The sequence below is a fragment of the Aminobacter sp. J44 genome (assembly GCF_007829415.1).
Classification (GTDB): Bacteria; Pseudomonadota; Alphaproteobacteria; order Rhizobiales; family Rhizobiaceae; genus Aerobium.
On sequence record NZ_VLJG01000022.1, the window covers coordinates 1 to 21716 of the forward strand.

The window sequence follows — 21716 nt, forward strand, 5'->3', positions numbered from 1 at the left end:
AGAACGGGACGGTCCATCGCTACTACACCTGCTCCACCTGCAGCCGAAAGGGCAAAACCGCCTGCAAGGGCCGCTCCATCCCGATGGAGCGGCTCGACACTATGGTGGTTGATGAACTCTCGGCGCAGTTGTTCACGTCGGAGCGCCTGACTGCGGTCCTTGCCTCTCTCTCTGCACGGCGCGCCAGCCGGGTTGCCGAGATTGATGGCCGGATTGTTACATTGCAGAGAGAAGTCTCCAATGCCGAGGACAAGCTGAAACGGCTCTACAAGATGGTCGAGGACGGCATCGCCGAGTTGGACGATCTCCTCAAAGAACGCATCGACACGCTCAAGCTTGACCGCGAACGCAATCAGGCCGCTCTCGATCGCATCAGGGCAAACGCTGCTCCCGCGACCGAAATAACGCCGGATGTCATCGAACGGTTCGGCCGCGCCATGCGCGAAAACATCACAAGTGGGGAGATCCCGTTTCGGAAAGCCTACCTGCGATCCGTGATCGACCGGATCGAGGTCGATGATGATGTCGTCAGGATTGTCGGTGACAAGACTACCCTGGAGCAGGCAATCGACGGAAAAAGCTCTGCTGCGTCCGGTGTTCGCAGTTTTGCACGGAAATGGTACGCCCAAGGGGAATCGAACCCCTGTTTGCGCCGTGAGAGGGCGCCGTCCTGACCGCTAGACGATGGGCGCTGACCAGTGATCGGGCATATAGATTCGATTCGCGGAGAATGCAACCCGGGTCGTTGCAGGTTCTTCCCAAAAGCGTGATTTTTCTTGGGGGAAGAAGCTTTAGCCGGCTGCCTCGGCAGCCGGCGATGGGAAGGGACTACTCTTCCTTGATGTCGAAACGGGCGATCAGCCGCGCCTCGGCCATGTCATATATGTAGATCGAGCGCGTGCCGTCCGCGAGGTCGAGCGACAGGCTGAGTCGGTTGCCGGAGAGAGCGTGGCTGGTGATACGCGCGCCCTGCGGGATAGAAATCTCGCCATAGGCTGCCGTGTCGGCCGGGCCCGGAACTTCGCGAATGGGTGCTGCGGGTGTCTCGACGCGTGTTGCGCGGTAGACAAGAGCGCCGACGACAGCCATAAGGGCCAGGAACAGAATTCCCAGATTGATGGCGATAAAGCGGACGAGCTTGCGCCGGACCCGTTCCACGGCGGGGTCGAGCGGCTTTTCCTCAACCTGGTCGTCGTCATCCTGCATCATCGAGAAATCCACTCCGGTCCGGTAGATGAGCGCCCCTGATAGCGAAGCGGAAGCCGCATTGAAAGAGTTCCTTGCCGACAAGGACGCGCATGGCACGCGTATGGACCAGTGGCTAGCGGCCCAGACGGCGCCTGAACTGTCGCGCAGCCGCGTCCAGGGGCTGATCCGCGACGGGCAGGTGACGCTGAACGGCGCCGTCATTACCGAGCCGAAGAAGAAGCTCATCGAAGGCGACCGGATCACGCTCGTCATGCCCGAGCCGGAGCCGGCCGAGCCCGAAGGCGAGGACATTCCGCTGTCGATCCTCTACGAGGACGACGAGCTGATCGTGATCGACAAGCCGGCGGGTCTTGTCGTTCATCCGGGCGCCGGCAACTGGACCGGCACGCTCGTCAACGCGCTGATCCATCATTGCGGCTCCTCGCTTTCGGGCATCGGCGGTGTGCGGCGGCCGGGGATCGTGCACCGTCTCGACAAGGACACCAGCGGCGTGCTGGTGGTCGCCAAGACCGATCGCGCGCACCGCAGCCTGTCGGAAGCCTTTGCCGACCATGGCCGAACCGGCGACCTCCAGCGTGCCTATGATGCGCTGGTGTGGGGAACGCCGGCGCGCATGGGCGGCACGATCGAGACCTATCTTGGCCGCTCGACCACCGACCGCACGAAGCAGGCCGTGGTGCGTGAGGAACGTGAGGACGCGCGCTATGCGGTGACACATTTCCAGGTGCAGGAGCGGTTCGGCGAAAAGCCCGATGCGACCGCAATGGCCTCGCTGGTCGAATGCCGTCTGGAAACGGGCCGCACCCACCAGATCCGTGTCCACATGGCACATATCGGCCATCCGCTGGTCGGCGACCGCGAGTACGGCCGCGCCTTCTTCACCAAGGTGAACGTGTTGCCGGCTGAGCTCGGAGATCTGGTCCGCAATTTTCCGCGCCAGGCGCTGCATGCGCGGCTGCTTGCCTTCCGCCATCCGGTAACGGACGAGCTGATGAAGTTCGAGGCACCGCTGCCTGAAGATTTCGCGGAACTGTTGGACGGGTTCCGAGGTTTATAAGCCCAAAACGGCAGCACGCCGCCCGTTCATTTTTACGTGACGGACTGTTTCAGTGCGTCACGCTACGTGTTTTTGCCGCAAACGTACCTATATATGACCTACGGCGTGGTGCGCGCTGCGCGCGACCGCGCCCGTAAGCTCGCCGATGAACGGGGGCAAAAATAGAGGGAGGGTGCTATATGGCCCAGACACTACCTAGCATCGTTTCCGGGGAAGGCGGCCTTGCCCGCTATCTTGAGGAAATCCGGCGCTTTCCGATGCTCCAGCCGCAGGAAGAGTACATGCTCGCCAAGCGGTACATTGAGCACGGGGACACGGATGCTGCACACAAGCTCGTAACGAGCCATCTCCGCCTCGTCGCCAAGATCGCGATGGGCTATCGCGGCTACGGCCTGCCGATAGGGGAAGTAATCTCCGAGGGCAATGTCGGCCTGATGCAGGCGGTCAAGAAGTTCGAACCTGAACGCGGTTTCCGCCTCGCGACCTACGCGATGTGGTGGATCAAGGCCGCGATCCAGGAATACATCCTGCGCTCGTGGAGCCTCGTGAAGATGGGCACCACGGCGAACCAGAAGCGCCTGTTCTTCAATCTGCGCAAGGTGAAGGGCAAGATCCAGGCTCTGGACGAGGGCGACCTCAAGCCGGAGCAGATCACCGAAATCGCGACGCGCTTGAACGTTAGCGAGGAAGAGGTCGTATCGATGAACCGTCGCCTGTCGGGCGACGCTTCGCTGAACGCGCCGATTCGCGCCTCGGAAGGCGAGTCGGGCGAGTGGCAGGACTGGCTGGTCGACGATTCGGAAAGCCAGGAAGCCATGCTGATCGAGCAGGACGAGCTCGAGAACCGGCGCGCGATGCTTTCGGATGCCCTGTCCGTCCTCAATGAGCGCGAGCGCCGCATCTTCGAGGCGCGCCGCCTTGCCGACGAGCCGATGACGCTCGAGGAGCTTTCGGCTGAGTTCGACATCAGCCGCGAGCGCGTGCGCCAGATCGAGGTTCGCGCCTTCGAGAAGGTGCAGGATGCAGTCCAGGCGGCGGCTCGCCGCCAAGCACAGGCCCTGCGCACCATCGAGGCCGAGCCGGCGTAAGCCGCGTTCCTCGGGACCTACGAAAAAGCCGCCTGCGGATTCCCGCCGGCGGCTTTTCTTTTTGTCCGTGATTTCGATGTCGCGCTGTCTTAGCCGGCGTTTGCCTGTTCCCAGGCCTGCAGGGCTTCCTGGAAGACCTTGTCGCCCGGTATGCCCTTTTCCAGCGACAGCAGCGCGCGGCGGCCGGTCTGGTAGACGATCGGAATGTCGATCCAGCTCTGCTGGCGCAGCAGGTTCATGTTGGTCTGGATCTCTGCCGGGGCGTCGCCCAGCGCGATCAGGAAGAAGCCGTCAGCGATCTTTGCCGGGATGCCGATCAGCGGGCTGCCCGCAGCCTGTTCCGTCTCCTTGAACGACATGCGCGAGACGTTGGATATCGCACCGCCCTCAAAACCTTCCGGCGTCAGGAAGATCATCTCGACGATGTGGCTTGCAGGCAGCGTGGCATCGCCATTGCGCCGGATGGTCATGCGCAGCTGCACGTCCTTGCCCGGAATGGTCGCCTCTGCGCGGATCGCCGGCTCAGGCGGCAGGTCGCCGCCGGGCGATTCCTGGACGATCGACCAGACGATGTTGCCAAGCTCGGCCGAGCCCTGCGCCGAGCTGGTGCGCTCTTCGTAGAAGATCGCGCGCTGGCCGACGGCAACGCCCGACTGCTGCTGGGTGGCTGGCTGCTGCTCGGCAGTGTTCGCGGGCGCTGCGCCGTTGCCGTTTTGGGCAGGCTGTGCGTTCGCCGGCTGCTGCAGCGTCGCGACCGAAGTGCCTTCGCCGATGCTCGGCTTTTCGCCGGCCGGACCTTCATCGACCTCGCTGCCATCAGGCAGAAGGCGCTGCGTGAACTTGTCGGTGCCTGGCTGTGCCGGGGTTGCCGGCTGCTCTGGCGTCGCGGCCGCCTGTTCCTGCGGCTCTTCCTCGGTCAGATCCTCCGCGGTGGATGCGGGCTCCTCAGGCGCAGGCTGTGCCTCGGGAGTAGGCGTCTCGGTGGCAACCTTGGAGCCATCATCCGACAGGAGGAAATAGCCGGCGCCGGCGAGTGCGGCGAGAAGCACGACAATGGCGGCGGCAAGGCCGACGCGCTTGCCGGAGCCGCCGCGTGCGGCCGGGGCTGCGGCGCGACGCTCGCGCGGCTCGCGGTCATGCGAAGGGGCGCTTTCGAGCAGCGTGTCGATACCGTCGGTAATGGGCGGACGCGGTTCATCCTGATCGGGGGCGGGTTCAGGCGCCTCGGGTGCAAAGGCGCTTGGCGTCGGAGCCTCGGCGGGAGCCGCCGGAGCAGGTTCGACGCGCGGCTCCGCGACGGGCGCTGGTGCCGGGCGAGGAGCAGGCTGCGGCGCAGCCGGAGGAGGCGGCGCAATGTCCGGGGCCTGATGCAGGCTCGCGAAAATGTCCTCGAGCTCGTCGTCCTCGACCGTCGCTTCCTTCTCCGCATAGTCGGCGCGGACGACGGCGATCGCGTCCTCGAGCGCCTTGCGCTGGCGGTCGGCGACGGACGCTGGCGGCGGCGGGTTGATGGCAGCCAGCTTGGCTTCGATCGTGGCCCTGGCTTTATCGTAGACCTTCTCGCGCATCTCGGGCGTGTTCTCGCCGAGATTGCTGATCGCCTTTCTCAGAACCGCTACGAAATCGGCCATTCCTGTTTGCCTTTGCCTGTGCCGGTTCGGCGCGGCCCCTAGTGCCACGCCGCGACTTTACGTTGGAACCTAGTCTTGAAACGGATCGGTCACAAGAATCGTGTCTTCCCGCTCGGGGCTGGTCGAAAGCAGCGCAACCGGGGCGCCGATCAGCTCCTCGATGTAGCGGACATACTTGACCGCCTGCGCCGGGAGATCGGCCCAGCTGCGTGCGCCCGCCGTGGTGCCCTTCCAGCCTTCGAGCGTCTCGTAGATCGGCTCGACGCGGGCCTGGGCGCCCTGACTCGCCGGCAGGTAGTCGATGACCTGGCCGTCGAGCTTGTAGCCGGTGCAGACCTTGATCTCGTCGAGGCCGTCGAGCACGTCGAGCTTGGTGAGCGCGATGCCGTTGATGCCGTTGACGGCAACGGCCTGGCGGACCAGCACGGCGTCGAACCAGCCGCAGCGGCGCTTGCGCCCCGTGACGGTGCCGAACTCGTGGCCGCGGGTGCCGAGGAACTCGCCGACATCATTGTCCTGCTCGGTCGGGAACGGGCCTTCGCCGACGCGGGTCGTGTAAGCCTTGGTGATGCCGAGGACATAGTCGATCGAGCCCGGACCGACGCCCGAACCGGCGGCGGCCTGGCCGGCAACTACGTTCGACGAGGTCACGAAGGGATAGGTGCCGTGGTCGACGTCGAGCAGGGTGCCTTGAGCACCCTCGAACAGGATGCGCTCGCCGGCGCGGCGCTTCTCGTCGAGCACCTTCCAGACGCGGTCCATGTATGGCAGGACCTTGTCGGCAATCGAGGTCAGCTCTTCGAGCAGCGTTTCCGGCTTCACTTCCGGGAAGCCGAGGCCGACGCGCAGCGGATTGTGGTGCGACAGCAGGCGGTCGATCTTGGCGGGAAGAGTGTCGAGGTCGGCAAGGTCCATGACCTTGATCGCGCGGCGGCCAACCTTGTCCTCATAGGCAGGACCGATGCCGCGGCGGGTGGTGCCGATCTTGGTGCCACTGCTGGAAGCGGCATCCTCGCGGTAGCCGTCGAGGTCGCGGTGGATGGAAAGGATGAGCGGCGTGTTCTCGGCGATCTTGAGGCGGTCCGGACCAATCTCGACGCCGAGGTCGCGCAGGCGCTGCAGCTCGGCGACGAAGGCATGCGGGTCGAAGACGACGCCGTTGCCGATCACCGAGAGCTTGCCCGGACGCACGACGCCGGAAGGCAGTAGCGACAGCTTGTAGACCTTGCCGTCGACCACGAGGGTGTGGCCGGCGTTGTGGCCGCCCTGGAAGCGCACGACGACGTCCGCGCGTTCCGAAAGCCAGTCGACGATCTTGCCTTTGCCTTCGTCGCCCCACTGCGAGCCGACGACCACCACATTGGCCATGGAAACATCCTCTTCACTAAAGCCGGGCGTTCATGCCCAGAAAATGACAGGCCTCTATAACCGCAAGTCGCGCGCAACGCGACCCCCCGGTTGCAATACCAGGGCCAACCCAGATTCTAGCGGCCACATCTGGCTCATTTACAGCGAAACAGGGAGGGATTAAGGCTCGTCCCTCCGTTTTTGCACCTTGTGCTCATATTCATCAAAAGACCTTTGGCAAGGGACGCGATGTTACGCCACGCCTATACGCTGCTTCTGCTGGCGTCATTCTTCTGGGCAGGAAATGCCGTCAGCGGCAAGCTGGCACTCGGGCATGTCTCGCCGATGGTTCTGAACAGCGCCCGCTGGATCATCGCTTCGCTTGTCATCGCCGCGATTGGCCTGCCGCATTTCCGCAAGGACTGGCCGGTGCTGAAGAAGAGGCTGGTGTTCATCTTCCTGCTTGGCGCCATCGGCTTCTCGCTCTTCAACATCGTCCTCTACAACGCGGTGCGCTACACGACCGTCATCAACGTGTCGATCGAGCAGGCGGCGATGCCGATGTTCATCTTCGCGCTGAACTTCGTGCTGTTCCGCACCGGGGTTGGCGTCGGGCAGATCGTGGGCTTCCTGATGTCGGTGGCGGGCGTTGCGCTGACGGCCTCGCATGGCGACCTCTCCACGCTCGCGCAGCTGCAGATGAACTTCGGCGACGCGCTGATGCTGATCGCAGTGATCTCTTATTCCGGATACACGGTCGCTCTGCGCAACAAGCCGGACGTGCACTGGAAGAGCCTGATGCTGGCGATGTGCGTGTCTGCCTTCGTGGCCTCGATTCCCTTCACGATCTGGGAGGTGGCGGCAGGGGAAGCGATCATGCCAACCCTGCGTGGCTACGCGATCATGGCCTATACGTCGCTGTTCCCTTCGATCCTCAGCCAGATCTTCTATATTCGCGGCGTCGAGTTGATCGGTGGCAACCGCGCCGGGCTGTTCATCAACATGATCCCGGTCTTCGGCACGCTGCTTTCGGTGTTGCTGCTTGGCGAAGCCTTTCAGCTCTACCACGCAGCCGCGCTGGCACTGGTATTCGGGGGCATCTGGCTTGCCGAGCGCAGCGGCCACCGCCGCGCACTGGAAACCCGGCAATAGGCACAAAAGAAAACCGCCGGCTCGAGAGCCGGCGGTTCGGTCAGCCTTGGGAGGAGGCTTTCAGGTTCAGTTCGCCGCGACGTCGAAAACGAGCGGCTTTGCCGAGTTGATGCGGACATCGGCGAGCAGCTCGGTGAGGACGTGTTCCGGGAACGGAGCGTCGAGATAGAGCAGCGCGATCGCGTCGCCACCCGGACGGTCGCGGCCGAGGGCGAAGTTTGCGATGTTGACGCCATGCTTGCCGCAGAGCGAGCCGAGCAGACCGATGATGCCCGGAACGTCGTCGTTGGTGGTGTACAGCATGTGCTGGCCCACCTCGGCGTCGAGGTTGATGCCCTTTATCTGGATGAAGCGCGGCTTGCCGTCAGAGAAGCAGGTGCCGGCAATCGAGCGGGTCATGGAGTCGGTCTTGACGGTCAGCTTGATGTAGCCGTCGAAGACGCCCGACTTGTCGCGCTTGATCTCGGACAGGATGATGCCGCGCTCCTTGGACATGATCGGCGCTGAGACCATGTTGACGTCGGCAACCATCGGACGGATCAGGCCGGCGAGCGCGGCGCTAATCAGGGCGCGGGTGTTCATGGTCGCGGTCGAACCGTCGAACAGCACCTCGACCTCCTTGACCGGATCCTCGGTCGCCTGACCGACGAAAGCGCCAAGTACTTCGGCGAGCTTGATGAACGGCTTGAGGCGCGGAGCTTCCTCGGCCGTGATCGACGGCATGTTGATCGCGTTCGAGACGGCACCCTTGATCAGGTAGTCCGACATCTGCTCGGCGACCTGCAGCGCGACGTTCTCCTGCGCTTCAGTGGTCGACGCGCCGAGGTGCGGCGTGCAGACGACGTTCTCCATGCCGAAGAGCGGGCTTTCGGTGGCGGGCTCGACTTCGAACACGTCGATGCCGGCGCCGGCAACCTTGCCGCTCTTGAGCGCTTCTACAAGGTCAGCCTCAACGACCAGGCCGCCGCGGGCGCAGTTGATGATGCGCACGCCGTCCTTCATCTTGGCGAAGGCGTCCTTGTTGATGATGCCGCGCGTCTTGTCGGTCATCGGCGTGTGCAGGGTGATGAAGTCCGAACGGGTCAGGAGCTCGTCGAGCTCGACCTTCTCGACACCAAGCTCCTCGGCGCGCTGCTCCGACAGGAACGGGTCGAAGGCGATGACCTTCATCTTGAGGCCGACGCCGCGCGTAGCAACGATTGAGCCGATATTGCCGCAGCCGATGACGCCCAGCGTCTTGCCGGTGATCTCGACACCCATGAAGCGGTTCTTTTCCCACTTGCCGGCGTGGGTGGAGGCGTTGGCCTCCGGCAGCTGGCGGGCGACGGCAAACATCAGGGCGATCGCATGCTCGGCGGTCGTGATCGAATTGCCGAATGGCGTGTTCATCACGATGATACCGCGGCGCGATGCAGCCGGGATGTCGACATTGTCGACGCCGATACCGGCGCGGCCGATGACCTTGAGGTTGGTGGCGGCGGCGATCAGCTTTTCCGTGACCTTGGTGGCCGAGCGGATGGCAAGACCGTCATACTGGCCGATCACCTCAAGGAGCTTTTCCTTGTCCTTGCCGAGGTCGGGCAGGTAGTCGACTTCAACGCCGCGATCCTTGAAGATCTGGACGGCGGTGGGCGAAAGCTTGTCGGATACGAGTACGCGAGGTGCCATTGCGGCCTCCTTCGTCAGGTCACTTGAGTTCAGATGCAGGAGAGAATGGGGTCGCTCCCAACCGCGACCCCGAAACTAATCAGGCGGCAGCCTTAAGAGCAGCCTTCTGCTGAGCGAACGCCCAGTCCAGCCAGGGCATCAGCTTCTCGAGGTCGGCCGTTTCAACGGTCGCGCCAGCCCAGATGCGCAGGCCAGCCGGAGCGTCGCGGTAGGCACCGATGTCGTAGGCGACGCCTTCCTTGTCGAGCAGCGTCGCAATGCCCTTGGCGAATGCAGCCTGGGCATCGGCATCGAGCGCGGTGACTTCCGGATCGACGATCGTCAGGCACACAGAGGTGTTCGAACGGGTTGCCGGATCGACGGCAAGGTTGTCGATCCACGGCGTCTTCTGGACGAAGGCGTCAATGACCGCAAAGTTCGCGTCGGCGCGTGCGATCAGGCCGTCGAGACCGCCAATCGACTTCGCCCACTCGAGGGCGTCGATGTAGTCCTCGACGCAGAGCATCGACGGAGTGTTGATGGTCTCGCCCTTGAAGATGCCTTCGATCAGCTTGCCGCCCTTGGTCATGCGGAAGATCTTCGGCAGCGGCCAGGTCGGGGTGTAGGTCTCGAGGCGCTCGACAGCGCGGGGCGACAGGATCAGCATGCCGTGGGCAGCTTCACCGCCGAGAACCTTCTGCCAGGAGAAGGTGACGACATCGAGCTTCTGGAAGTCGAGGCGCTGGGCAAATGCGGCCGAAGTGGCGTCGCAGATGGTTAGGCCTTCACGGTCGGCCGGGATGAAGTCGGCGTTCGGAACGCGGACACCGGAAGTGGTGCCGTTCCAGGTGAAGACGACGTCGCGGTTGAAATCGATCTGAGAAAGGTCGGGCAGCTTGCCGTAGTCGGCTTCGAACTTGCGGACGTCCTGCAGCTTCAGCTGCTTGACGACGTCGGTGACCCAGCCGGAGCCGAAGGATTCCCAGGCGACCATGTCGACGCCGCGCTGGCCGAGCAGCGACCACAGCGCCATCTCGACCGCGCCGGTGTCCGACGCCGGCACGATGCCGATGCGCCAGTCGGCGGGAACCTGAAGAATTTCGCGGGTAACGTCGATTGCGTACTGCAGCTTCGTCTTGCCGATCTTCGCGCGGTGCGAGCGACCGAGCGGGGCATCAGCGAGAGCTTCAAGCGACCATCCGGGACGCTTGGCGCAAGGACCAGAAGAAAAATTGGGATTGGCCGGACGAAGGTCCGGCTTCGGAGCAACTGTCATGTGGTTCTACCCTTTCAGATAGCACGCCTCTCGTTGGGGAGAGGTGGCCCACGGCGGGCATTACGCCTGAGCGCTCTTGATCGCAAGCGAAAATCTGAGGAGACGCTAAATAATTTTGGAGAAAGTAAAACGGCGGGTCAGAGCCCGCCGTTCCAAACCATTATGTGTTAGTGGCTTACCACAGGTCGTAGCGCAGGCCGACCTTCAGCAAGTGCTGGGTCTGGCCCTCGCGCAACTCGCCGCGCTCGGTGTCAAAGTAGTCCATCTTCGGCGTATGCAGGAACTGGTAGCCCGCATCGATCGAGACGTTGTCGGTGACCTTGTAGCTCGCSCCCGCCATCAGCGCGTAGGCAAAGTTGTACTGGCGGTCGGGCACGTCGGCCGCGCCGACGAGGGCCGGATCAAACGAGAGTTCGTGACGCGAATAGGTGAAGCCGACGCCGGCGCCCACGTAAGGCGTGATGCCGACGATGGTAGCGATGTCGTAGTAGCCATTGATGAGGCCGCTCCACACGCTGTGCGAGGCGTAGTCATTCGGGCCGACGATCGGGCCTCGGACATCGTCCTTGCCGAGATAGGAGACCGTGATGTCGCCACGCAGCTCGTCAGTGAAGTGGTAGCCGAAGCCGAGCGAGCCGGACCAGCGATTGTTGTCGACCCTGTTGCCGGCCACCCAGCGATAGAGCGGCCGGGCAAAGTCGTAGCCAACGTCGCCGCGCAGGTACCAGCCGCTGCCAACTTCGACCGGAACGAATTCCGGCGCTTCCTCCACGTAGACCGGAGGATCGTAATCGGCTGCAAGCGTCGGGGTGGCTGCAAGGACGAGTGCCGCAGATGCGGCGAGAATCTTGTAGCAGGATCGCATCATGAGTCTCCAAGCCCACGGCCGCACCGTCACCTGATCGGGCCGCCTTAATCGACCGGATTGTTAACCATGATGGTTAAGTCGCGGTTAAGCATAATGGGATTTTGACGTCGCGCTCCGCCTGTGTGCGCGGCCCGCAAACGAAAAAAACCCGGCAGATGCCGGGCCTTTCGAGAGGGAAACGAAGCTTCCTAATTCAGCTTGTAGCGCAGGCCGACCTTCACGTCGTGCGAGTAAAGGTCCTTGAACTTGAAGCCGCTATTCGGGCGGCTGAAGGCAGGATCGTAGTTGTGGGCCTGGCCGGTCTTGCCGTCGCCGAGGTGGACGAAGCTGTAGCCGAAGTCGACCGTAGCGCGTTCGTTGAGCTCGTAACCGAGACCAGCGTGCAACGCCCAGGCCAGATCCCACTGCGAGCCAGTGCCGGCATAACCGCCACCACCCGCCATGACGTTTGCGTCGTTGAAGTGCGAGATCGTGTTCCGCGAGGCACCAATACCTGCACCGACGTAGGGAACGATGCCGTGGAAGTTGCCGAGGTCGGCGTAGACGCTGGCGAGCAGCAGCCACTCGGATTTCTTGGCGCTGTACTCGTTGGTCATCACGTTGGTCGGATCGGCGATCTCGGTGACGCGGTCGAGCGCGCTGAACGAGGCCTTACCGCGATATTCAGCGGTGAGTTCGCCGCGCAGCCAGTGGTTGACCTGGTAGCCGACGCCTGCACCGAACAGCGGCGACGAGCCGAAGCCGCCCTTGTCCGGCCAAGTCTGCTCCCAGCCCGGAGCATCGAAGTACTCGTAGTCGAGTCCCTTGAAGTTCTGGTTGGTCATGCCGAGGTAGCCGCGCAGATACCAGCCGCCGATGGCTGGCGCGGGATCCTCATATTCGATGACCGGAGGATCAATCAGATCCGCGGCGTGAGCTGGAAGAATGCCCGCCGTTACCAGGGCGGCGACTACCCCAGATCTCGTCACAGTGCTTCGCATCGTACATCCCGCTCTTGCCGTAGCCCATGACTACGGGTTGCCAAGTTCGCTTGGCGGCAAGGTGAACGAGAATGGTTAAATCACGATTAACTGTAACGATTAACCAAGGCGGACAGGTCGTCCGCCCTGGATACTTGGAAATAGTTGCGATCAGGCCGCGCTGCGGGTGCTGGCGATGACCTCAACGATCTCGTTCACCACCTGCTCAACGAGTGTCGAATCGTCGGCCTCGGCCATGACACGAATCAGCGGCTCGGTGCCCGACGGGCGGATGACGAGGCGGCCGGACTTGCCAAGCCTTGCGCGCGCATCTTCGATCGCCGACTTGACCAGCTTGCTCTCGAGCGGCGCGCCGCCGGAGAAGCGGACGTTCTTGAGCAGCTGCGGCACCGGCTCGAACTTGCGGCAGACCTCGCTGGCAGGCTTACCAGCGCGCTTGATGCAGGCAAGCACCTGCAGCGCCGAGACGAGGCCATCGCCGGTGGTGGAGAAGTCGGAGAGGACAACGTGGCCCGACTGCTCGCCGCCAACGTTGAAGCCGTGGGCACGCATGTGCTCGACCACATAGCGGTCACCGACCTTGGTGCGGTGGAGCGAAAGCCCCAGGCTCTCGAGATAACGCTCGAGGCCGAGGTTGGACATGACGGTCGCCACCACGCCGCCGCCGGCGAGGCGGCCGTTCTGGTGCCAGGACTCGGCAATCAGCGCCATCAGCTGGTCGCCGTCGATCACGGCGCCGGTCTCGTCGACCATGACGACGCGGTCGGCGTCACCGTCGAGCGCGATGCCGACGTCGGCGCGCAGCTCGTGGACCTTTTTCGACAGGCCGAGCGGATGGGTCGAGCCGCAGTTCTCGTTGATGTTGAGGCCGTTCGGCTCATCGTTGATGGCGATGACCTCGGCGCCGAGCTCCCAGAGGGCTGCAGGCGCAACCTTGTAACCGGCGCCATTGGCGCAGTCGATGACGATGCGCAGGCCCGACAGCGACATGGAGCGGGGGAGCGTGCGCTTGGCGAATTCGATGTAGCGGTCATGGACGCCGTCGATGCGCTTGGCGCGGCCGAGCGCGTCAGCGTCGGCGAGCGCGATCTCGACGTCCTGGTCAAGCAGCTGCTCGATGCGGGACTCAATCTCGTCGGACAGCTTGTAACCGTCCGGGCCGAACAGCTTGATGCCGTTGTCGTAGTACGGGTTGTGCGAGGCGGAGATCATCACGCCGATGTCGGCGCGCAGCGAGCGCACCAGCATCGCAACACCCGGCGTCGGAATCGGGCCGAGCAGGAACACGTCCATGCCCGCGGCACAGAAGCCGGCGACCATCGCGTTCTCGATCATGTAGCCCGAAAGACGGGTGTCCTTGCCAACGACGACGCGGTGACGGTAGCTGCCGCGCTGAAAAGACATGCCCACGGCCATGCCCACGCGCATCGCGATTTCCGGAGTCATGGGCGACCGGTTAGCCCGCCCGCGAATGCCGTCTGTACCGAAGTAGCGTTTCGTCATGTTTTGACCTGCGTTTCCGCCTGAATCGAGCCGAGATTTGCCACAGCAACCCGGACCCATGGCATCACAATATGTGAGCAACCGTTACGAATCTCGTTCCGCAACTGGTAAACATCGAGGAACGTATTGCCTGACGCGGCGGGACGTCGAGTCCACGATTGAGAGGCGACATAACCCTTTTGGTCGCGTGCAACAGCCGCATTCAGGTGAGGAACAACGTCCCCATAAATAGCAAGTTCGCCGCGCTGGGCGCGGCGAACCGGGGTTTTCAGGATTTTCCGAGAGCCTTATTGCGGCTGGGGCTCCATGCCGGTGTCAGGCTCGTCGCCCTTCCGCGGCTCCTTGCGCGCGCCCGCCTTCGGCACGGTCGTGCCGCGGGTCGGCGGAGTGTCGTCGCCAAGGTCACGCGCCGGCTTTTCGCCGCGGATGATCTGCTGGATCTCTTCGCCGGTCAGCGTCTCGTACTCGAGCAGCCCTTCTGCGATCGCCAGCCACTCGTCGCGATACTCCGTCAGGATCCGATGCGCCTCGCGATACGCCTCGTCGATCAGGCGGCGCACTTCGGTGTCGATCAGCTGGGCGGTCTCCTCGGAGACGTTCTGCTGACGCGCGACCGAATGGCCGAGGAAGACCTCTTCCTGATTGTCGCCGTAGGCGACGTGGCCGAGCTTGTCGGAGAAGCCCCAGCGGGTGACCATCGCACGGGCGAGTTTGGTCGCCTGGTCGATATCCGAGGCGGCGCCCGAGGTGATATTCTCCTTGCCGAACTTGATCTCTTCCGCGACGCGGCCGCCCATCATGATGACCAGGCGCGAGGTCATGTACTTGTAGCTCATGGAGTAGCGATCGCCCTCCGGGAGCTGCATGACCATGCCAAGCGCGCGGCCCCGCGGGATGATGGTCGCCTTGTGGAGCGGGTCGGCAGCCGGAACGTGCAGCGCGGTGATGGCGTGGCCGGCCTCGTGATAGGCCGTCAGCTCCTTCTCCGCCTGGGTCATGGCGTTCGACCGGCGCTCGGCGCCCATCATGATCTTGTCCTTGGCGTCCTCGAACTCGGCCATGGTCACAAGCCGCTTGTTGCGGCTACGATGCGCTCGAAGGCGTTGGTGAAGTCCTCCATCGTCACCTCGTCGGCGTTGGGGCGGGCAGCCATCAGCGCAGCCTCGTTGACGAGGTTGGCAAGGTCAGCGCCCGAGAAGCCAGGCGTGCCACGTGCAAGAACCTTGAGGTCGACATTCGGTGCCAGGGGGACGTTGCGGACGTGGACCTTGAGGATCTTCTCGCGGCCGATGACATCCGGGTTTGGGACGACGACCTGGCGGTCGAAGCGGCCCGGGCGCAGCAGCGCCGGGTCGAGGACGTCCGGACGGTTGGTCGCGGCGATCAGGATGATGCCCTCGTTGGCCTCGAAGCCATCCATCTCGACCAGCAGCTGGTTCAGCGTCTGCTCGCGCTCGTCATTGCCGCCGCCAAGGCCTGCGCCACGGTGACGGCCGACCGCGTCGATCTCATCGATGAAGATGATGCACGGCGCGTTCTTCTTGGCCTGTTCGAACATGTCGCGCACACGGGAAGCGCCGACGCCGACGAACATTTCGACGAAGTCCGAACCGGAAATGGTGAAGAAGGGCACGTTCGCTTCGCCGGCAACGGCGCGCGCGGTCAGCGTCTTACCGGTTCCGGGAGGGCCGACGAGCAGCACGCCGCGCGGGATCTTGCCGCCGAGGCGCTGGAACTTCTGCGGATCGCGCAGGAATTCGACGATCTCCTCGAGGTCCTGCTTGGCTTCGTCGACACCGGCGACGTCAGCAAAGGTGACGCGGCCATGCGCTTCAGTCAGCAGCTTTGCCTTCGACTTGCCGAAGCCCATGGCGCGGCCCGAGCCGGACTGCATCTGGCGCATGAAAAAGATCCAGACACCGAGGATCAGGATCATCGGCAGCCAGGAGATCAGGTAGCCAAGGATGGAGTTCGAGCCGTCCGTTTCGGGACGGGCGTTGATGGTGACGCCCTTCGAGGCAAGGCGCTCGACCAGCGTGTTGTCGCCAGGCGAGTAGGTCTGGAATCCGGATGCGGAGTCACCATAGGAGCCGGTAATGCGGCTGCCGGAAATCGTGACCGAGCTAACGCGTCCGGATTCAACCTCGCTCAGAAACTCTGAATACGGAATCTCACGCGCCATGCCACGCTGCTGCGGGGCCTGGAACAGGTTGAAGAGCGCGATCAGCAAAACGGCGATTATCGCCCAGAGCGCGAGGTTGCGGTAATTCGGATTCATCGTGCTTCCCGTTGGTGTCCACCGCAGCAGAGAGCGGACACAGGTGCCATCTCGGTGGGTGCTGAGCTTAACATAGGCAGCGTGCCGGGCCTTGCCAAGCAGAAGCACCGCGTTCGGTTAAGGGTTGCGTGTCAATTTGTTGCTTCCATGGCAAGGGCGGCAACGCCGCACTGTCGAGCAACTTTGCGACTGCCTGCGCCAACGCCAAGTCGAACTCAGGCAGGAAGCGGGAGAAGGGCGCCGCAGCCGGCTCAATCGTCGCTGAACCTGCGGTTGCAGTGACCTCTGCTGGCGACAGCGCCGGCAGCACAGATCGGGCGGCGCGGGCGATGCTGTTTGGAACATCTTCAATGGCTTGATTTTCCGGAAGATCGGGACACGTCGGCGAGACGACAAGCCCCCTCCCACCACGGATGCGCCAACGCCCATCCCAGATGGCCTCGTCGCTATTGAGCGCAACCGTGGGGACGTCGCGGTTCTCGCGCCAGATGAAGACAGCGTCGCGGCGCCGGTCGATCACCGCGCGCGACAATGTGGCGCGCATCTTTTCGCCTGCTTCAAGTCGTCGATAAAGCGCTTCAGCGCGCCCGAGATCTGGCAGGCGAGGGGACCCGCCGGCGGTGGCGAGGAGGGCTCGCAGCGCAAGAACTGACGAAGGCCTGGGACCCGCGAACATCTGTGGGGCGACGCGGAAGAGGCCGGGTAGCGGCATCGTCACGTGTCGCTTGATCTCGGCGGCTGCCGCTTCGGCGAGCGTGTGGCGCTGTTCGCCCTCAATTCTGGCGCGTTCTGTAAGAGCGAGGACCTGGTGGTCATCAAGCGACTGGCGCACGCGCACGCGTTCATACTTGTCGCTTTCGTTCGAGGGATCGTCGATCCAGCGGACGTCTTGCGCTGACAAATAGGCGCGCAGCTGCTTGCGGCGAACGGAAAGGAGAGGGCGAAGGATCCAGAAACGCTCGTCATAGAGCGTGGCGTCGGCCATTCCGGCGAGGCCAGAACCTTCTCCACGCGCAAGGCGCATCGCAACGGTCTCGGCCTGATCGTCCATGGTGTGGCCGACGAGGATGATGTTGGTGCCGGCTTCCCCTGCCGCTTGGGCCAGTAGCTGGTAGCGCGCCTCACGCGCCGCCTCGCTGATGCCGGTCGACGGCTTTTCGCCATCCCAGACCATGATGCGGTGGGAAATGCCGCGCTCGCGGCAGAAGGCGGCGACGGTTTCGGCTTCGTCGGCTGCCTCCGGGCGCAGGCAATGGTCGACTGTCACGGCAAGCATCGGCAGGCCGTGCTCGCGAAAATGGTGGTGAGCCAGAAGAAGGAGGGCGAGGGAGTCGCTGCCGCCGGAGACGGCCAAGACGGCGCCCGATAGCGCATCAAGCCGGGCAAAGAGCTGGCGGGGATCCGGGCCCATCGGGCTGATCAGCAGGAGGCTGTAGCCTGTTCCTGCTTAACGCGGTCACGCAGGGCGTCGGTCGCCTGCGGATAGCGCTGCAGCACCTCGCCGAAGGTCGCGCAGGCAAGGTCGCGCTGGTTCATGGCTGCGAGCGAGACACCGAGCTTGAACAGCATTTCGGGTGCCTTACGAGCCTTAGGGAAATTGCGGTTGGCGGCGAGGAAGATTTCGGCCGCCTCGCGCGGCTTCTTCTGTCCAAGCAGCGCTTCGCCAAGCCAGAAGTGGGCGTCCGCGGCGTGCTCGCTCTCGGGGAAGCGGGCGATCAGGTCGCGGAAACCGGCCTCGGCTGTGGCGTAGTCGCCGGAAAGAACGAACTGGTAGGCGGTGCGGTAGATTTCGTCATCGGCATCGCCGCCGGTGGGCAGCGCTGCGACGGCGGTACCGTCAGCCGGAGCTGCCTGGGCGGCAGGCGCGGCAGGTTCAAGCGGCTGCGGCGCGGCATCGGCGGCGATCGGGTTGCCCTGAGCGTCGAAGGTGATGCTGCCGAGTGTGCGCGGCGGGGTGCCGAGAACCTGCGCGCCGTTCTCGACCTGCGGAACGCTGCGGTAGAACTCGTCGTCGCCGCTGCCGGTGTCCTGCGTGGCCGCGAGGTCGCGCGGCGCGGCATCCTGGGTGGATGCCGGCCCGGCGTCAGAGCGCCGCTCTTCCAGTTCCTGGAAGCGCTGCTCATTGTCTTCCTGCATGCGGCGAAGCTGATCCTGCATCTGCAGGATCTGGAAGTTGAGTTCCTCGACCGTGCCGGTGAGCTGACGGATCTGCTCTTCCAGCTGAGCCACGCGCGGATCGGCGATCTGGGCGGTGGCGGGAGCCGCAAGAGACAGTGTCAGCGTCAGCGCGACGAGACCGCTGAACAAGGTTCGCAGAAACATGGATCCCTTACCTCGGTTGCGTGACCTTGAGTTGCTGCCGGCCACCCCAGTGGACCGACGGGCCGTTACTTATCAGCACAGCTCAGTTCGGCCAAATTGTGATTGCTGCGGCCCATGAAAAAAAGGCGGCCCGCAAGGACCGCCTCTTCATCTCTTTCGATGCCGACCGGCTTAGCTGCCGGCGCCACCCAGTACGGTGACAGCGCGGCGGTTCTGCGACCAGCACGAGATGTCGTCGCAGACAGCAACCGGGCGCTCCTTGCCGTAGGAAATGGTGCGGATGCGGTTGGCCGCAACGCCCTGCGAGACGAGGAAGTCGCGGGCAGCGGCGGCGCGGCGAGCACCGAGCGCCAGGTTGTACTCGCGGGTACCGCGTTCGTCGGCATGACCCTCGACGGTGATCGAGTACTGGGCGTAGCGGTTCAGCCACTGGGCCTGACGGGCCAGCGTCTGCTGGGCGTCGGCGCGGATCAGCGACGAGTCGGTATCGAAGAAGATGCGGTCACCAACGTTGACCGTGAAGTCCTGCGTCGATCCGGGTGTTGCGGCACCAGCCCCCGCACCGCCGAGGCCAAGGTCAGCGGCGTTGTTGGGGGTGTTCTTGCCCGCACAGCCCGCGACTGCGAGCATGGCAACGAGCGCGATGGCGACCGGGTTGCGGGTGATGGCTGCGATACGGCGCATTGCCGCCTCTCCTTCGCATTTGAGTGAATTGATTGAGCGTCCAGTAACCATGTTGCGGTTAAATTTCATTCAAGAAACAGGGTTAACGAATCCCGAACGCGCGTTCGAAGTTCCTCCGGACTCAGCGATTCTGCGCTTCTCGACGCAACTTTGGGCCGAAATGCGGCGAAAATGACATTGCTGTGGCGGCAAAACCAAACCGCCCGCTTGTAGGCGGGCGGTTCGAGCAATCGTTAACAGACGGAGGCCCCGGGTTTAGTCGAGCAGCGGCGACCACGCCGGGTCCGAAGCGAAGTTCGGCGTCGGGATCGGCTGCTCGTTACGGCCGGTCAGGTCGATCGAGAACAGCTTCGGTCCGCCGCCGGTCTCGCGGAAGAACATCAGCACGCGGCCATTTGGCGCCCAGGTCGGGCCTTCCTGCAGGCGGCCGGAGGAGAGGATGCGCTCGCCCGAGCCGTCGGTGCGCATCACGCCGATCTGGAACTCGCCGGCGGTCTGCTTGGTGAAGGCGATGAGGTCGCCGCGCGGGGACCAGACCGGCGTCGAATAGGTGCCGTCGCCGAAGGAGATGCGCTGCGGGTTCGAGCCATCCGCGCCCATCGTGTAGATGTGCGGGCGGCCGCCGCGGTCAGAGGTGAAGACGATGCGGCTGCCGTCCGGCGAATAGGACGGCGAAGTGTCGATCGAGTTCGAGTTGGTCAGCCGGGTGGTGTTACGGCTGCGCAGGTCCATTGTGTAGATGTTGGAATTACCGTCCTCGCGCATCAGGCTCATGATGACCTTCTGGCCATCCGGCGAGAAACGCGGCGCGAACGTCATGCCGGGGAAGTTGCCGACGAGCTCGCGCTGGCCGGTCTCGATCTGCAGCAGGTAGACCTGCGGCTGCGAGCCTTCGTAGGACATGTAGGTGATTTCCTGCCGGTTCGGCGAGAAGCGCGGCGTCATCACGATCGAACGGCCATCGGTCAGGGTTCGCTGGTTGGCGCCGTCCTGGTCCATGATGGCGAGACGCTTGACGCGGCCGTTCTTCGGGCCACTCTCGTCGACATAGACGATGCGGGTGTCGAAGTAGCCCTTCTCACCGGTGAGGCGCTCGTAGATCGCGTCGGCGATGATGTGAGCGACCCGGCGCCAGTTCGTCGGGTTGGCGAAGAACTGCTCGCCAATCAGCTGCTGGCCGGCAAAAGTGTCCCAAAGACGGAACTCGGCGCGCAGGCGACCATCGGCCTCCTGGCTGACGCGGCCGGTGACCAGCGCCTGCGCGTTGATGACGGTCCAGTCGTTGAAGCGGGGGGCCACATCCGGGTTGCTGACCTTCTCGATGAAGGCACCCTTGTCGATCGGCTTGAACAGGCCGGAACGCTTCAGGTCAGCGGCCACGACGGCGGCGATTTCCGCACCCTGCGAGCCAGAAGAGACGAAATCGGTGATCGCAATCGGCATCGGCTCGACCACGCCCTGCGTGATGTCGATTTCCAATTGCGCCCGAGCCGGTTGGACAGCGGCCAGCGCGATGCCGGCGGCCATCAGTCCGATGGAGAAGAATGCAGTCAGTGTGTTTTTCATTCTTTTGGCCTCATGGGTCCGGATGGGCTCATGGAATGTACGTTCAGAACATGTCCCGCGGATCGAAGTGGACAATCACGTCTGCCCAGGCTTCGTATTTCTCAGATGGAAGGTTGTAGGGCGCGCAGCGGATCACCGCGCGGCGGGCCGATTCAGCCGCCGTGCGTTCGATGCCGCCCGAGCCGCCGCCGGCGACGATGCGCGGGTCACCTTCAAGCTCGCCCGACGGGGAAAGCCTGAACTGCACCGACACCTTCAGGTTCTCGGCATCCGCCGCACCGGCCGGAACGTTCCAGCAGCGCTGGATCTGGCCGCGCAGCGCGTCCATCTCGCTCTGGCTGAGCTTGGCGCCCGTGGTCTGGCGTCCGCCGAGCGCAGCCTGCTGCTCCGAACGCTTGGCGCCGCCACCCGATGCCTTCTCGCGATTGAGCAGCGCGGCGACCTGGTCCTCGACGCTCTTTTCGTTCGAATCGCTGCTGGACGCGGTCTCGCGACGCTTCTCCTCGCGCGGTTTTTCAGGCTCCTTGCGGTCAGGCGTGCGCGCGGTCTGCGCCTTGGGCGGCTGCGGCTTGCTCTGCGGCACCGGCGCGACGTCCGGCAGCGCTGCCATGTCCTGCTTCGGCTGTTCCGGCTGTACCGGCTCAGGCGCGGGGTCCGGCTTCACTTCCTGCTTGGGCTCAGGCTTGGGCGCGACCTCGGTCGCCGGGACCGGCTGCGGTTCCGGAGCGGGGGCTGCCTCAGGCTCGGGCTCGGGAGTTGGCGTCGGCTTTGGATCGGGAGCCGGCGGAGGGGCCTCCGCCGTCTCGACCGGACGCGGCTTGGGCTCGGGCGTCGGCGGGGTCGGCAGGTCGATCTTGTTGTCGCCTACCTCCTGCGCGTCCTCGACAATGTCGGGCTTGGAGGTGGGAACCGGCGCAGGCTTCTCGGCCACGGGCGCCTTCTTGTCGCCCTTCACGCTCTGCGCGATCTCCTCGATCGGCACGATGTCGACCGGGAACGACTCGGCATTCGTCAGCTCGAGCGGCCGCGGCGACGACAGCGTGAAAAGACCCGCTGCGAGAGCGAGGGCATGCAGTGCCAGCGATGTGGACAGGCCGGCCTTCATTTA

The 21716-nt window shown here is 64.0% G+C and carries 16 protein-coding genes, 1 tRNA gene and 2 pseudogenes; 4 read left to right on the plus strand and 15 right to left on the minus strand.

Features of this window, described 5'->3' with window-relative positions; genetic code table 11:
* Positions 1–107, plus strand: a pseudogene (locus L610_RS20515) (recombinase zinc beta ribbon domain-containing protein); the annotation flags it as partial.
* Between the two features lie 510 nt (positions 108–617).
* Here the strand turns inward: L610_RS20515 and L610_RS10040 are convergent.
* Together L610_RS10040 and L610_RS10045 are read right to left on the minus strand one after the other, a co-directional pair.
* Positions 618–692, minus strand: a tRNA-Glu gene (locus L610_RS10040).
* 136 nt (positions 693–828) lie between these two features.
* Positions 829–1209, minus strand: a complete 381-nt coding sequence (locus tag L610_RS10045; RefSeq protein ID WP_024847341.1) for a hypothetical protein — start codon at positions 1207–1209, stop codon at positions 829–831.
* A 25-nt stretch (positions 1210–1234) separates the two neighbouring features.
* Between L610_RS10045 and L610_RS10050 the strand changes: the two genes are divergently transcribed.
* Together L610_RS10050 and rpoH are read left to right on the plus strand one after the other, a co-directional pair.
* Positions 1235–2266 carry an RluA family pseudouridine synthase gene (locus L610_RS10050; RefSeq protein ID WP_024847342.1) on the plus strand — a complete coding sequence of 344 codons (1032 nt, stop codon included), beginning with the start codon at positions 1235–1237 and terminating at the stop codon, positions 2264–2266.
* 179 nt (positions 2267–2445) lie between these two features.
* Positions 2446–3354 (plus strand): RNA polymerase sigma factor RpoH, encoded by a 909-nt coding sequence (rpoH, locus tag L610_RS10055; protein WP_024847343.1) that lies wholly within the window; start codon positions 2446–2448, stop codon positions 3352–3354.
* Positions 3355–3443: 89 nt separating this feature from the next.
* Here the strand turns inward: rpoH and L610_RS10060 are convergent, their stop codons facing one another.
* A complete protein-coding gene (locus L610_RS10060) occupies positions 3444–4985 on the minus strand; it encodes a hypothetical protein (protein WP_144704689.1) in 1542 nt (513 codons plus the stop codon).
* 69 nt (positions 4986–5054) lie between these two features.
* Positions 5055–6353 (minus strand): adenylosuccinate synthase, encoded by a 1299-nt coding sequence (locus L610_RS10065; protein WP_024847345.1) that lies wholly within the window; start codon positions 6351–6353, stop codon positions 5055–5057.
* Between the two features lie 228 nt (positions 6354–6581).
* On the opposite strand from L610_RS10065, the gene L610_RS10070 reads away from it, so the two are divergent.
* On the plus strand, positions 6582–7484 hold the full coding sequence (locus L610_RS10070; protein WP_144704692.1) for a DMT family transporter: 903 nt from the start codon (positions 6582–6584) through the stop codon (positions 7482–7484).
* Positions 7485–7550: 66 nt separating this feature from the next.
* Here the strand turns inward: L610_RS10070 and serA are convergent, their stop codons facing one another.
* The 11 genes and pseudogenes from serA to L610_RS10125 form a co-directional block, all read right to left on the minus strand.
* A complete protein-coding gene (gene serA / locus L610_RS10075) occupies positions 7551–9152 on the minus strand; it encodes a phosphoglycerate dehydrogenase (RefSeq protein WP_144704695.1) in 1602 nt (533 codons plus the stop codon).
* A gap of 79 nt (positions 9153–9231) precedes the next feature.
* The gene (locus tag L610_RS10080) at positions 9232–10407 is read right to left on the minus strand and encodes a phosphoserine transaminase (protein ID WP_144704698.1); all 1176 of its coding nucleotides are present in this window, start codon (positions 10405–10407) and stop codon (positions 9232–9234) included.
* 175 nt (positions 10408–10582) lie between these two features.
* A complete protein-coding gene (locus tag L610_RS10085; RefSeq protein ID WP_024847349.1) occupies positions 10583–11272 on the minus strand; it encodes an outer membrane protein in 690 nt (229 codons plus the stop codon).
* A gap of 191 nt (positions 11273–11463) precedes the next feature.
* On the minus strand, positions 11464–12255 hold the full coding sequence (locus L610_RS10090) for an outer membrane protein (protein WP_024847350.1): 792 nt from the start codon (positions 12253–12255) through the stop codon (positions 11464–11466).
* Positions 12256–12405: 150 nt separating this feature from the next.
* Positions 12406–13758 (minus strand): phosphoglucosamine mutase, encoded by a 1353-nt coding sequence (gene glmM / locus L610_RS10095; protein WP_024847351.1) that lies wholly within the window; start codon positions 13756–13758, stop codon positions 12406–12408.
* A gap of 287 nt (positions 13759–14045) precedes the next feature.
* Positions 14046–16036, minus strand: a pseudogene (locus L610_RS10100) (ATP-dependent metallopeptidase FtsH/Yme1/Tma family protein).
* 67 nt (positions 16037–16103) lie between these two features.
* The gene (gene tilS, locus L610_RS10105; RefSeq protein ID WP_144704701.1) at positions 16104–17447 is read right to left on the minus strand and encodes a tRNA lysidine(34) synthetase TilS; all 1344 of its coding nucleotides are present in this window, start codon (positions 17445–17447) and stop codon (positions 16104–16106) included.
* A gap of 8 nt (positions 17448–17455) precedes the next feature.
* Positions 17456–18358, minus strand: a complete 903-nt coding sequence (ybgF, locus tag L610_RS10110; RefSeq protein WP_024847354.1) for a tol-pal system protein YbgF — start codon at positions 18356–18358, stop codon at positions 17456–17458.
* Between the two features lie 171 nt (positions 18359–18529).
* Entirely contained in the window at positions 18530–19042 is a 513-nt protein-coding gene (gene pal, locus L610_RS10115; protein WP_024847355.1) for a peptidoglycan-associated lipoprotein Pal, read from the minus strand.
* A 255-nt stretch (positions 19043–19297) separates the two neighbouring features.
* On the minus strand, positions 19298–20608 hold the full coding sequence (gene tolB, locus L610_RS10120; RefSeq protein WP_144704705.1) for a Tol-Pal system beta propeller repeat protein TolB: 1311 nt from the start codon (positions 20606–20608) through the stop codon (positions 19298–19300).
* A gap of 43 nt (positions 20609–20651) precedes the next feature.
* Positions 20652–21713, minus strand: coding sequence for a hypothetical protein (locus tag L610_RS10125; protein ID WP_024847357.1), 1062 nt, complete (start codon positions 21711–21713; stop codon positions 20652–20654).
* Positions 21714–21716: the final 3 nt, after the last annotated feature.